General features: G+C 60.2%; 12 protein-coding genes. 6 read left to right on the forward strand and 6 right to left on the reverse strand.

The features are described from left to right. Positions 1-75 precede the first annotated feature (75 nt). The 4 genes from AB4K19_RS19570 to AB4K19_RS19585 all read right to left on the reverse strand — a co-directional run bounded on the left by AB4K19_RS19570 (position 76) and on the right by AB4K19_RS19585 (position 3,357). Positions 76-1,254 (reverse strand): AAA family ATPase, encoded by a 1,179-nt coding sequence (locus AB4K19_RS19570; protein WP_436398611.1) that lies wholly within the window; start codon positions 1,252-1,254, stop codon positions 76-78. Next, entirely contained in the window at positions 1,254-1,652 is a 399-nt protein-coding gene (locus AB4K19_RS19575) for a hypothetical protein (protein ID WP_436398613.1), read from the reverse strand. The genes AB4K19_RS19570 and AB4K19_RS19575 overlap by 1 nt, the downstream gene beginning before the upstream one ends. Beyond that, the gene (locus tag AB4K19_RS19580) at positions 1,649-2,041 is read right to left on the reverse strand and encodes a hypothetical protein (protein WP_436398614.1); all 393 of its coding nucleotides are present in this window, start codon (positions 2,039-2,041) and stop codon (positions 1,649-1,651) included. Before AB4K19_RS19580 ends, AB4K19_RS19575 begins: the two co-directional genes overlap by 4 nt. 431 nt (positions 2,042-2,472) lie before the next feature. After that, on the reverse strand, positions 2,473-3,357 hold the full coding sequence (locus AB4K19_RS19585; RefSeq protein WP_436398616.1) for a PhzF family phenazine biosynthesis protein: 885 nt from the start codon (positions 3,355-3,357) through the stop codon (positions 2,473-2,475). A 123-nt stretch (positions 3,358-3,480) separates the two neighbouring features. On the opposite strand from AB4K19_RS19585, the gene AB4K19_RS19590 reads away from it, so the two are divergent. The 5 genes from AB4K19_RS19590 to AB4K19_RS19610 all read left to right on the forward strand — a co-directional run bounded on the left by AB4K19_RS19590 (position 3,481) and on the right by AB4K19_RS19610 (position 8,275). After that, a complete protein-coding gene (locus AB4K19_RS19590) occupies positions 3,481-3,933 on the forward strand; it encodes an Lrp/AsnC family transcriptional regulator (RefSeq protein ID WP_375229907.1) in 453 nt (150 codons plus the stop codon). A gap of 89 nt (positions 3,934-4,022) precedes the next feature. Next, positions 4,023-4,850 (forward strand): GNAT family N-acetyltransferase, encoded by an 828-nt coding sequence (locus AB4K19_RS19595; RefSeq protein ID WP_375229908.1) that lies wholly within the window; start codon positions 4,023-4,025, stop codon positions 4,848-4,850. Between the two features lie 299 nt (positions 4,851-5,149). Then, positions 5,150-6,607, forward strand: coding sequence for a DUF4153 domain-containing protein (locus AB4K19_RS19600; protein ID WP_436398618.1), 1,458 nt, complete (start codon positions 5,150-5,152; stop codon positions 6,605-6,607). A 16-nt stretch (positions 6,608-6,623) separates the two neighbouring features. After that, positions 6,624-7,313 (forward strand): response regulator transcription factor, encoded by a 690-nt coding sequence (locus AB4K19_RS19605; RefSeq protein ID WP_375229910.1) that lies wholly within the window; start codon positions 6,624-6,626, stop codon positions 7,311-7,313. Then, positions 7,310-8,275 carry a sensor histidine kinase gene (locus AB4K19_RS19610; protein ID WP_436398620.1) on the forward strand — a complete coding sequence of 322 codons (966 nt, stop codon included), beginning with the start codon at positions 7,310-7,312 and terminating at the stop codon, positions 8,273-8,275. The genes AB4K19_RS19605 and AB4K19_RS19610 overlap by 4 nt, the downstream gene beginning before the upstream one ends. 136 nt (positions 8,276-8,411) lie before the next feature. Here the strand turns inward: AB4K19_RS19610 and katG are convergent, their stop codons facing one another. After that, complete coding sequence (gene katG / locus AB4K19_RS19615) at positions 8,412-10,589, reverse strand: catalase/peroxidase HPI (protein ID WP_375229913.1); 2,178 nt, start codon at positions 10,587-10,589, stop codon at positions 8,412-8,414. A 116-nt stretch (positions 10,590-10,705) separates the two neighbouring features. Here katG and AB4K19_RS19620 point away from each other — a divergent pair, with 116 nt between their 5' ends. Beyond that, positions 10,706-11,626 (forward strand): hydrogen peroxide-inducible genes activator, encoded by a 921-nt coding sequence (locus tag AB4K19_RS19620; RefSeq protein WP_375229914.1) that lies wholly within the window; start codon positions 10,706-10,708, stop codon positions 11,624-11,626. Here AB4K19_RS19620 and AB4K19_RS19625 read toward each other — a convergent pair. After that, the gene (locus AB4K19_RS19625) at positions 11,619-12,617 is read right to left on the reverse strand and encodes a D-cysteine desulfhydrase family protein (protein WP_375229915.1); all 999 of its coding nucleotides are present in this window, start codon (positions 12,615-12,617) and stop codon (positions 11,619-11,621) included. The two genes, AB4K19_RS19620 and AB4K19_RS19625, sit on opposite strands and share 8 nt — an antisense overlap. Positions 12,618-12,689 lie beyond the last annotated feature (72 nt).

Consider the following 12,689-nt stretch of genomic DNA (forward strand, 5'->3'; position numbering starts at 1 on the left):
ATGCACTGATGCAGCCCGTTGTTTGCATCGGTGCATCGGTGTGCATCAGTGCGGCTTTTGGACTGTTGCAAACGCTCATTGATTGGCCCATTCACCCACCTCCAAGCATGGTCTTTCGATGCGGTTTTCGTCTTTGATCCGGACCTTGATCAGTGCGCCGGACTTGAGCCACGCCTCGATCATTTGCTTGATCCGCTTGCGGTGTGAGGCCACGTCGATGCCCAACATTTCGGCCACAGTCAGGCCTGCCCATAGGTCGCCCGACTTGTCTGAGTAGCGCAGTGCCTTGCCCTCTAACGCGCGCTGGACAGTCAACAGATCATTGACCGAGATACCATCAAACGCATCCGGCCATTCCCACACCTCAGCCACGCCCACGTCATCACCATTGGCCAGATGCACGGAGGCCATGCGCCGCCATACACGCTTACCCACAGGCGCAAGATTGGCCTTGTCACGCGATACTGCGAAATAGGTGGCAGGGTCGTCCTGTACCCCTGCCTCAATCTTGAGGTCGTCACTCATCTTGTTGAGCACGCGACCAGAGCGGGCAGCACCCAAGAGGGCGGTGGCGCCCCGTGCACTTTCCGTAGTCGCTTCCTCGCCATTTGTCTTGCGGGTGTGGTGGACCAACTCGATCGCGCAGTTGCAATGATCAGCCAGCCTCGCCCACTCTTTGGCGATAAGGTCAATAGCACCGTTGTCGTTTTCGTTGACCCGGTGGGATGAAACAAAGGGGTCGATCACAAGAACGTCTATTTCCCGCACCGCGATTTCCTTCGCCAATGCTTTGAACTCTGGCCTTATGATCTGAATGCCATCACGGCTCTGCACCGCCGTGCTTAGCGCGCGTTCCCGGCCCGTATCCAAGAAAAGACGCCCGTCGATTTCGTCAGGGCTAACACTGTGGTGCTGCATCGCCGCGATAATCCGGCGGTCTAATTCGTCCCTTGTGTCCTCAAGATTGTAGATCCACACTTTGAGGTTTTCTGCCGTCCAATCGCCCAAAAGTTCCCGGCCTGAGACCATCGCCAGTGCCTCGCTGATCGTCAGAGATGACTTGCCCACACCGCCATGTGCAACTGTCACCGATACTTGTTTGCGGATCAGGTGACGCCCGTAGAGCCATGGGCGCGGGGCAAGAGTTGAAGGATCGCGCCAGACAAACGCAGTGGGCAAGCGGTCGTCACGCCCGTGCGGAAACTCCGCACGGTGCGCATCCAGTTGCGTTGCCATGTCTGCAAAATCTCGCATCAATCTGCTCGCCTCCCCTGAATGAACTCAAAAAAGGCTTCTTTGCGCGGACGGGACATGGCGTTGAAGCAAGCGAGGCTATAGGCGTCGAGGGCTGCAGGTTCCGCCATGTCCGCCCAAAATGCCGCTTCATCCATGTAGCTGAAAAGCGGCGGGATAGGCGGGCACGTCCGTTCAGGCAAAACCGAGTTCGCAACATCTACTACCATTTCTGGAGGCAGGGCCCGGAGTACAGCCCAAGCCATGGCGAGACGCTGTTGCATCGTCGTCCTGGCCGACAATACCAATGTGAGGCCATGCCAATTGTCGGCGTTCATGTTCAAAACAAGGCAATAGCTGACCACTTTTGAAACGCGTTTGGCAGCTTCTGGCGGAATTTTTTCCAAGAAATCTGTCATATCAACATTCCCCAATGCGTTGCCAAAATGGGGAAGCATGCGATATAGTCGCCGCATATACAGACGCCTTCGAGAACGTCTTCAGCCCCGGTTGCGATTGCCGTCGCGCCGGGGTTTTCGTTTTGGTTTTCTCCGGAGATGTGTCCCGAAGGGGTTTCTAACTCATTGTTCCGATTAGAGCCGGAAAGCACGTTCGTGTCCCGGGCTATAAACTGATTTTCCTCAGAGAATCCCTGTTTGTGGCATTCCTTCAGGGATCGCCAGTTTTTCTGATGAGAGCCATTTGCCGGCGACAGGCCTCGTGCGGCGGATTTGCCTGGATCCGGCATCAGGTGGAAGCCGTTTCCAGACACTGCAGGATACGTTGCACAGCCCGCAGAGCGCTGCAAAATGGGCCTCTCAGGTCGCTGCTAGCGCCAATTACTTTGCTGAGCTGTTCCAACTGCTGCTTCCGCCGCACAGCTTTGGTGTCAGACAGGGCCGAAAACAGGTCTGATTGCGACCGGGCGGTATCGGTTGGGGCATTGCGTGTGTCGTCCATGACGTTGTTTTTCGCCACAAAGCCCGCCGACGTTTGCCTTCAGATGGTCGCCCGCGACGACGCACGGACAGTAGAGATCGGGCGTAAGGACAAAACCCCTCGCTGTTTCGGCTCCTGTCGGGCCGCAGCATTCTGCCGCCCGGAAACGCACGTGATGATTTCATTGTCTTTGGGCAGAACCAGGTCGCTCAGACAGTTGCCTCTTCTTTGGCAAACGTTTCGTCCACCTTAGTTCACGCCCTCGGTTTTCAGATTTAGGCGACCACTGCAGCGCTCTGATCAAGCAGGAGGCATCGGCTGCTCTGATGTCCGGTCGGTTCGGTCAGTATCAAGCGTCCGTGCGGTGCCTGCAACGCGTACTGACGCCCCCCTCGTTCCGTCCAGTGATACCTCTATGAGCGACGGGCTGCCCATATCCTCGCCCTGGCGGATGGTGAAGCTGCCGCCGTGAGGCCAATCCATATCGCGCAGGTAGCCGGCAAATGCCGCCGCTGCGGCACCGGTTGCGGGGTCTTCGAGGACGCCGCCCGACGCGAATGCATTGCGGGCCACAAACGAACGGGCGTCGTTGATGAAAACAAGCATGATCGTCACAATGCCATGGCGGCGCATCATAGTACGCCCCCGCTCCAGATCGTACTGCATTGCTGCGAGCTGTGTGCGTTTTTTCAGCGGCAGAACAATGTGGTCTGCACCGCCGTGGATATGAGCCGGGGCCAGACGCTGGTCCAGATCATCGTCCTGCAGGCCGAAAAGCGCCATGGCGTCCCGGTGCTCTTCCGGTGTCAGACTGCGGCTGCGGGTCGGCGGTGAGGCCAGCGATGCTGCCATGGTCTCTGCAGTAGTCTCGGCGTGCACCGTGATGGTTGCGTCATTCAGTTCCAGCGAATAAGCGCCGGCGCCGTTACGCTGCCCTAAAGCGGCACCCAGCGCGATGGTTGCATGACCGCAGAAGGGTACTTCGGAGCCGGGTGAGAAATAGCGCACGCGCCAGGCATGTTCTGTGTCATCCTGCGCGTGGGCAAAAGCGGTTTCTGAATAGCCGATCTCCGCGGCAATCCGGGCCATTTCCTCTGTGCTGGCAGCTTCTTTCAGCAGCACAACACCTGCCGGATTTCCACCCTCTGATCCCTGACTGAATGCTGCAATACGCTGAATATTCACGACTGTCTCCTGTGTTTGACTGGCGCAAGTTTATCGCAGTCAGGCAGCCGGTGTCCCCGCAGGGCCAAAGGCGGAAAGCGCTATCTTCTTTCATTTCGGTGCTCTCGTTAATACGGTGCATTCATGGTGAAAGAACTTGATCAGACCGACCTGCAGATCGTCGCGATTCTGGAGGCACATGGCCGTACCAGCCTCGCAGAGGTTGGAAAATCGGTCGGTCTGTCGGGGCCGGCTGTGGGTGAACGGCTGCGCCACCTCCAGGAAAAAGGCTGCATCACAGGCTTTGGCGGGCGTATTGACCTGCGTCGGTTCGGCTACACGATCCAGGCGCTTGTGCGTATCAAGCCACGCAGTGGCCAGCTGCATATCGTCGAAAAAATGATCGAGGAGCAGCCGCGTTTCACCGCATGTGACAGGGTGACAGGCGATGACTGTTACGTCGCGCGTCTGCTTCTGCGCGATATTGCGGAGCTGGATGATATTCTTCTGCCGTTCCACGACCGTGCGGAAACGAATACCGCCATCGTCAAATCCTCAATATTTGCGGACCGCCTGCCGCCGCTGGACGGAAGTTAACAGATGCATCACAAGGCAAATTTCCGGGGTGCGGGCATGGAGGAGTGTCCGGTGCCGTATCGGAGTCACCGCACCGGAATCGGTGTGGCATGAAGGTGGAAATCACATCAGCTCGGGGCTTTTCAGACACCGAACTGCGGCACGCGATGAACTGCGCGTTTTCAGATTATGTGGTTCCGATGCACCTGAGCGAAGAAGCCTTCGCTTTCGTGCTGCGCCAGCGGGGGCTGGACCGGGACGCCTCGCGCGTGGCTCTGGTGGCGGGCCGGATCGAAGCGATCTGGCTGATGGGTCTGCGGCGGGACTGCGCGTATCTGATTTCCAGCGGTACATCACCCGGCAACAGGCGGCAGGGGATTGCAGCACAGCTTGCAGCAGACTGCCTTTCTGGCCTCAGGTCCGGCGGAGCTCAGCGTTTCCGGACGGAGGTGATCATCGGTAACACCCGCGCGTTCGAACTCTACCGATCCCTGGGAATGAAAGTGCTGCGCACTCTGGACTGCTACGACATACCCGAACCGGCGATGGCCGAACAATCACACCCTGTGCGCGAGGTGCGCTGGGAGGAGATCAGACAGGCGGCCACTGATCTCTGCGATGTCAGGCCGTCCTGGCAAAACAGTTCTGCCGCCATAAACGCCGTCGCCGGTGGTGTCCGCTGCTGGGCGGTTTCGGATGCACAGGGCCTCGCCGGGTATACTGCAGTGACGCAGGATAACGGATCACTGGCGCAGATCGGTGTGCGCCATGACCGCCGGTCGCAGGGCATTGGCACCAATCTGATAGCCGCGTGCCACACGGGCGGTACGATGCGTTTCGTCAACGTCGACAGCGCGTCTGAAGATCTCCGCGGATTCATGGCCGCGCTGAAGGCCGTCAGAACCGTGCGTCAGTACGAACTGGAAATGACGCTCTGAGACGCGTTATGGCGCTGATGGCTCCGTCTGACACGGCATCTCCCTGATCAAGGCTGGTGCGCAGGTTTAGCCGCCGCTTCGCCAACCAGCCGAAAAGATGCAAATCAGCCGCTCGATCCGCAGCACTTCTGACGTGTGTCCGGAGGGGCGGGCGCCTCGCCCGAGCTGTTGCAGGGCGCGCAGTCAGTATCTGACAGCTTTCTCCGGTCTGCACAGGTTCTGCACATCTTCTGCGCACGATCTGCCCGGCGCATATGAAATGACCGGGCACACATGTGATCGGCCTAAGGAGTAAAAATATGCCAGAACCGAAACTGATTTCCGGAGTTCCGGCGTCGCTCGCGATGGATGGGTGGTGGCTGGAGACCCGCACGCCACAGACGGCAGACCAGCCATCAGACCGACCGGATGGGAACCTGACCACCAGGGGGCAGATGACGCCTGTTGTCGTACTGATTGCGGTCGTCATCCTCGCTGACCTGCTGTTCTGGAACAGATCAGCAGGTGTGTCCGTGGCGGTTTTCGCCTGTGGCCTTTTCGTTCTGGCAGTTGTGTTGGGCAAACGCACAGCGGGCCTCGGTCGGGCAGCTCTCGTCCTGTTGGCCGGATGCCTGCCGGTCATTGAATACCTCCAGTTTTTATCCTTTGTTTTTCTGGTCCTGAGTTTCGCGACGGCGCTTATGCTGACACATTCTCCGACGCTGAGATGGGATGATGCGACCGCTGCAGGCATGGGTTTTCTGCGGCAGCTGCCTCTTTGCTGGTTGCGGTTGCCGGGGGTTGCGCTGTCGGGTCTGCAAAAAGCAGGGCAGAGCGCCGGACGGCGGGGACGACACACAGTCTGGTTGCGCAACTGGTCGTTTCCGTTGGGCGGAGCATTTGTATTCAGTGCACTGCTGATCGAAGCAAATCCGGTTCTAAACACTTTTTCTGCACCTGATCTCGACTATGCACGGTTTATGCAAAGAGCGCTTTTCTGGACAGGGTTCGCGATGATAGCCTGGCCGGTGCTGCGGGGGGATCGGGGCAAAGCGGTTGTCCTGCGGGGCATCGCCGTGCCGCTGTCCGGGTTCGGCATCAATGCAGGCTCGGTCGTGCGGGCGCTCTGGGTATTCAACGCATTAATCGGTGTGCAGACGCTGCTCGACTTTTCAGTCATCTTTGGCGGTACAGCCCTGCCGGAGGGCATGAGTTATGCGGAATACGCGCATCGTGGCGCTTATCCGCTGCTGGTGATGGCTATCCTCGCCGGAGCATTTGCGCTCGCTGCGACACCGTTTCTCGGCGAAAACCGGGTGATGCGGCCATTGTTGTTCCTGTGGCTGGGCCAGAATATCGTTGTCTGCGGGTCCGCTCTGATGCGGCTGGAACTCTATGTGGATGTTTATGGGCTGACGTATCTGCGGATATACGCACAGATCTGGATGTGCCTTGTGGCGGCGGGTCTTGCCCTGACAGTCTGGCAGGTGCACAGCGGCTACCCCACGACCTGGCTCGTTCGTAAATGCTCCATCCTGACCTGTGCAGTGCTGTATGGCACCTGTTTTGTGAATTTTGCGCAGATGATTGTGGATCACAACATGGCGCTGGCAGAACCGGATTTCTATTACCTCTGTGGTCTTGACCCGATTGGCGGCATGCACAGGCACGTCGCGGACGTTGCAGCAAAGGGTTACGAAAGCTACTGCGATCTGCGGGTTCCTCAGGTCCGGTACTGGCAGGAATGGGGCTTTCGCACCTGGCGGGCGTTGCCTTAGACTGACGGGAAACAACGTGGGCCGATACGTGAATATTCTGATTGTGGATGACGACCCCGGGTTGCGCAACGTGCTGACCGTTGCGCTGGAAAGGGAAGGGTATCAGATACAGACCAGAGCGAACGGGCAGGATGCCGTGTCCCATGTGTTTCGGGAAAACCCAGATCTTGTGATCCTGGACATCGGGCTGCCGGCGCTGGACGGGTTTGCCGTCTGCCGGCAGATCCGCTCGCGGTCACAGGTGCCGGTCCTTTTTCTGACCGCCCGGGAGGACGAGATTGACCGGGTGCTTGGCTTTGAGCTGGGAGCAGATGACTACGTCACCAAACCTTTCAGTCCGCGTGAACTGGTGGCGCGGGTCAGGGCCATCCTCAAACGTTCAGGCAACGCTGCACAGCAGCCTTCTGAACTTGTCGCGGGTCCGATTGTGCTCGCACCTGCGCAACGCCGTTGCAGTATCGGCAGGGATATACTGGCGCTGACCGGCACAGAGTTCAGGATCCTGGAACATCTGATGCAGTCACCTGACGCGATTGTACCCCGGGCCCGGCTGATCCGGGACATCTGGGGTGCCGCAAGTCCGGTGTCGGACCGGACGCTCGACAGTCACCTGAGGAATCTGCGCAACAAGCTGGCCAGGCATGCATGCGAAGGAATGATTGAAACGGTGCACGGGCAGGGCGTCAGACTGGTGTCTCCGGCATGACGCGCAGGTGGCGGCCCTCGCTGGGGTTCGTGCTGGGTGGCGCATTGTTCGGCACGCTGTTCCTTTCTTTTCTCGGGCTGGTTCTTCTGCGCTACATCGGGCCGGAGATCGGGTTTCGCTATGCTGCAATGATACTGGCAGTCTGCATTGCCGCCCTCACCGCTGTGCTGGGCTGGCTGCTGGTGCGCCTGCTGCTCAGACCGATCCGCGGGCTGGAGGCCTTTGCCTCGGCGCATGAAACCGGGGGGGACCCGCCGGCTCTGACGCACTTTGGTACGCGGGAAATCCACCATACTGCGGCCGGGGTGGTGGCTATGGCTGAGGCGCTCCGCGACAGAGAGACATCAATCCGGTCATACACAGATCACGTGACTCATGAGTTGAAGACGCCGGTCTCTGTGATCCGCGCAGCAACAGAACTGCTGAGCGATGGCCCGCAGGACAGTGCTGGGAACGGACAACTCGTAGTGCAGATTGATGAGGCCGCCCGGACCATTGAAAAGCAGCTGGGTGCCCTGCGGTCTGCGGCGCACGCGCGAGAGACACGCTATACCGGGTCTTGCACACTGGCTGATCTGGCAGATGATCTGACCGCAGCCCATCCCGGCATTGTGCTGAGAACTGATGGTGCAGCAGTGCCCTTTCCCATTGCGCGCGAAGGTCTGGCGATTGTCCTGCATCATCTTCTTCGGAACGCAGCGGAACATCGGGCTGGGTCAGTCCTGCTCAGCGCAGCAGATGAAGCGGGCCCCGTTCTGACCGTTTCCAATGATGGCGCGCCGGTCCTGGCACGTGATGCGGAAAGGCTGTTCGAGCCTTTTTTCACGACCCGGCGCGAAAGCGGGGGAACAGGCATGGGGCTGGCTATTGCGAGGAATGTCCTTGAGGCAAACAACGGCCAAATCGCATCGGTACCTTTGGAAGAGGGCGCCTGCTTCGTGATCCGGTTCCGGACAGGATGATCCACGCCATGACGTGAGAATCCACCGGCGGGTTTTAGAAGAATTAAAATCAGGGAATTGGGAGGCTTCCGGCGTTCAGCTGCGCTAGAGAAGAGGGAGTGTCCGGGCAGGAAGCCCGCCCGGACACCGTGTCGTATCAGGCGACCAGATCGAAGCGGTCGGCGTTCATCACCTTGGTCCATGCTGCAACAAAGTCGCGTACAAACTTCGCGCCGTTGTCGTCCTGTGCATAGACCTCAGCATAGGCCCGCAGGATCGAGTTGGACCCAAAGACCAGATCGGCACTGGTGGCTGTCCACTTGACGTCGCCGCTGGCACGATCACGGATTTCATAGGTTCCGTCTTCCATCGGTTCCCATGTGTTTGCCATGTCCGTCAGGTTGACGAAGAAGTCGTTCGTCAGCTGACCTTCGCGGTCAGTGAAGACACCGTGCTTTGTGCCGCCGTGGTTGACGCCAAGCACCCGCATGCCGCCGACCAGAACGGTCATTTCGGCGGCTGTCAGGCCCAGAAGCTGCGCCTTGTCGAGCATCAGCTCTTCGGGTGCGACAGCGTACTGCTCCTTCTGCCAGTTGCGGAAACCACAGGCGAGCGGTTCCAGCACGTCAAAGCTTTCTGCGTCGGTCTGCGCGTCGGTTGCATCACCGCGGCCTGCGGTGAAAGGTACCGAGAGGCTGAAGCCAGCCGCGCTGATCGACTGTTCGAGCCCCACATTGCCCGCCAGAACGATGACGTCTGCCACTGATGCGCCGGTCTCTGCCGCGATGGGTTCCAGAATGCCGAGCACTTTCGCCAGACGCTCCGGTTCGTTGGCCACCCAGTCATTCTGCGGTGCCAGACGGATGCGCGCACCATTGGCACCGCCCCGCTTGTCAGACCCGCGGTAGGTCCGCGCGCTGTCCCAGGCCGTTGCGATCATTTCGGCTGCGGAAAGACCGCTGGCCGCGATTTTCGCTTTGACGGCATCGACATTATAGTCCGTGGCACCTGCGGGGATCGGATCCTGCCAGATCAGGTCTTCGGCAGGCACATCAGGGCCATAGTAGTTGGCTTTCGGGCCCATGTCGCGGTGGGTCAGTTTGAACCACGCACGGCCAAAGGTCTCTGCGAAATACGCTGGATCTGCGCGGAATTTCTGGCAGATTTCGTTGTAGATCGGGTCAACCTTCATCGCCATGTCCGCATCGGTCATCATCGGCATCCGGCGTACCGTCGGATCGGTCGTGTCGATCGGCTTCTCGTCTTCCGGCATGTCGACCGGCTGCCACTGGTTGGCCCCGGCGGGGGATTTCGTCAGTTCCCATTCGTAGTCGAAGAGGTAGTCGAAATAGCCCATGTCCCATTGCGTCGGGTGCTTGGTCCAGGCTCCCTCGATGCCCGATGTGAAGGCGTTCGTGGCTTTGCCGTCGAGGCCCGGGTTGTTCCAGCCAAAGCCCTGCGCATGCACGGGGCAGCCTTCGGGCTCGGCACCGATGTTGGCGTGATCCCCGCCACCGTGCGCCTTGCCGACGGTGTGGCCGCCACAGGTCAGTGCTGCGGTTTCTTCGTCGTTCATCGCCATACGCGCAAAGGTTTCGCGGACGTGCAGCGCGGTACGCGCGGGGTCCGGGTTGCCGTTTACGCCTTCGGGGTTCACATAGATCAGACCCATGTGCACTGCGGCCAGTGGGTTGTACATTGTGCCCGGCTCATCCAGATCGCCGTAACGGTTTTCCGACGGCGCGAGCCATTCGTTTTCCGCACCCCAGTTGATGTCCGTTTCGGGGCCCCAGATGTCTTCGCGGCCAAAGCCGAAGCCAAAGGTTTTCAGACCCATGGATTCGTACGCCATGTTGCCGGCGAGGATAATCAGGTCAGCCCAGCTGAGCGCGTTGCCGTACTTTTTCTTGACGGGCCAGAGCAGACGGCGGGCCTTGTCGAGGCTGGCGTTGTCCGGCCAGGAGTTCAGAGGCGCAAAGCGGATGTTGCCGGAGCCTGCGCCGCCGCGGCCGTCACCCATGCGGTAGGAACCCGCAGAGTGCCATGCGAGGCGGATCATCAGACCACCGTAGTGGCCCCAGTCGGCCGGCCACCAGTCCTGGCTGTCTGTCATCAGCGCCTGAACATCGGCTTTTACCGCTTCGTAGTCGAGCGCTTTGACCGCTGTGCGGTGGTCGTAATCCGGGTCCATCGGGTTTGTGCGGGCGCCGTGCTGATGCAGGATGTCCAGGTTCAGCGACTTGGGCCACCATTTGGTGACGCTGTTGTCGGTCCCGGTGTTGCCACCGTGCATGACGGGGCAGCCGCCGGCCGGGTCAATATTGTTGCCGTCCATGAAATCTCTCCCTTGAGGTTACGCTGCAGAGCACAGGCGCTCTGTTGACCTGTATGTAGTCCGCGCTGTCGATAAACTCCAATTGGAACTCCAAAAGATTGTGATAAGCTGAGCTTATGATTGGTCTTACTCTGAAGCAGTTGCGCTATTTCGAAGCGCTCGCGCAGCATCAGCATTTCGGGCGCGCGGCGGATGCCTGCGCCATTTCGCAACCAGCCTTGTCGCTCCAGATCAAAGAGCTGGAGCAGATGTTCGGCGCGCCACTGGTCGAGCGGGGCGGGCGCGAGATCCGGCTCACGCCTATCGGGCTGCGGCTGCTGGAGAAGGCCCGGCAGATCCTGCTCAGCGTCGGTGAGCTGGATGATCTGGTGCGCGCAGCCCAGGGGCCGCTCAGCGGGCGGCTGCGTCTGGGCGTTATTCCGACCGTTGCCCCCTATTTTCTGCCGCAGATCATCGCCGATCTGGCAGGGCGGTTTCCGGGTCTTGACCTGACACTGCGCGAAGCGGTCACGCATGCCCTGATCGAGGATCTTCAGGAAGGCAGGATTGACCTTGCTGTGGTGGCACTGCCGGTATCAGAGCCTGCGCTGACGGAATTTGCCCTCTTTGAGGAAGACTTTGTGCTGGTGCGTCCGGCCGAGGATGCGGACAAACCGGTGACCAGCCCGGTTGCCCTGCAGACGATGCGCTTGCTGCTGCTGGAAGAGGGGCATTGTTTTCGCGATCAGGCGCTGTCGTTCTGCGAGTTTGGCGAAAGCCGCCCCGGCGCGCTGATGGAGGGCAGCTCTTTGTCGACGCTGGTGCAGATGGTAGGGGCCGGCATGGGGGTGACTCTGATCCCCGAAATGGCCGTCAGCCTGGAGGCGCGTTCTGCAGAAGTGGCCATCTCGCGGTTTTCCAGCCCGCGCCCGTCCCGAACGATCGGCATGGTCTGGCGCAAGACCAATCCGCTCGCGGATCAGCTGATGCAGGTTGGCGCCATTATCCGCGCGGCGGGGATGAAGGGTCACGCCGCAGGCGGTGAGGCGGTCAGCTGACCTGGATCGCATCGCGGATTGTGTCGCTGTAGGCACCGATGGCACCCAGACCGCCGGTATGCACATAGCAGACGCGCGCGCCTTGCGGGATGTCACCGGAAGCCGTCAGCGCCTGCAAAGCGGCGAAGGATTTGGCCGTGTAGACCGGATCAAGGATCAGGCCACAGTATTGTGCGGCCAGTTTCATGGCGTCAGCGGCAGGGGGGCCGACACGGCCATATCCCGGAGCCAGCGCACCGTCCCAAACGACAAAATCCTCGTCATTGACTGCGTTTGCAGCATCGGAGAGCCCGGCCAGGCGCGAGACAATCCGCCGGATGCGGGGTGCCTGTGCCGCTGCCGGGCGGCGGACGCAGCCACCGATGACCCGTGCCTGCGACCCGGCCCCGCGCAGGCCCGCCAGCAGACCGCTGTGAGTGGACCCGCTGCCGGAGGCCACAACAAACACGTCAAAGCCGTCGTCCTGCTCCAGAATTTCCCGGGCACAGTCCATGTACCCCAGCGCGCCCAGAGGCGGATGAACTTCGGACAGGTGAATGATGTAGGGCGTGGCCCCTTCGGCGCGCAGTTCTGCGGCCCGGTCATGCAGTGCTGCATCCGCGCCCTCTTCGTCCTCCCCTTCCGGGTAGTGCATGATCTCAGCCCCCAGCAACTCGCACAAAAGCGCGTTGCCGCCTTTTCTGTATGTATCGGATTTACCGGGCACGCGGTCTTCGAGCTGTACAATGGCGCGCAGGCCCAGCGTGGCGGCAACGGCGGCTGTCAGACGGACGAAGTTGGACTGGACTGCTCCGGTGATCAGAACGGTATCCGCTCCCTGCGCGAGAGCGGCCCCGAAATAATATTCGAGCTGCCGCGCCTTGTTGCCCCCTAAGGCAGGTCCGGCAAGGTCATCCCGCTTGATCCAGAGGTCGATACCCAGGAGCGTCGACAAGCGATCGGCCCGCTCCAGCGGTGTCGGCTGTGGCACGATGATCGATCTGGGATGCATGACGGGACCTTAGGTTGGCGGCAGTACCCCCCGACTATTGCCCGGTGTTTCACAGGGCGCAATGACCTGGCC

The sequence above is a fragment of the Roseobacter phycocola genome (assembly GCF_042055075.2).
Lineage (GTDB): Bacteria > Pseudomonadota > Alphaproteobacteria > Rhodobacterales > Rhodobacteraceae > Roseobacter.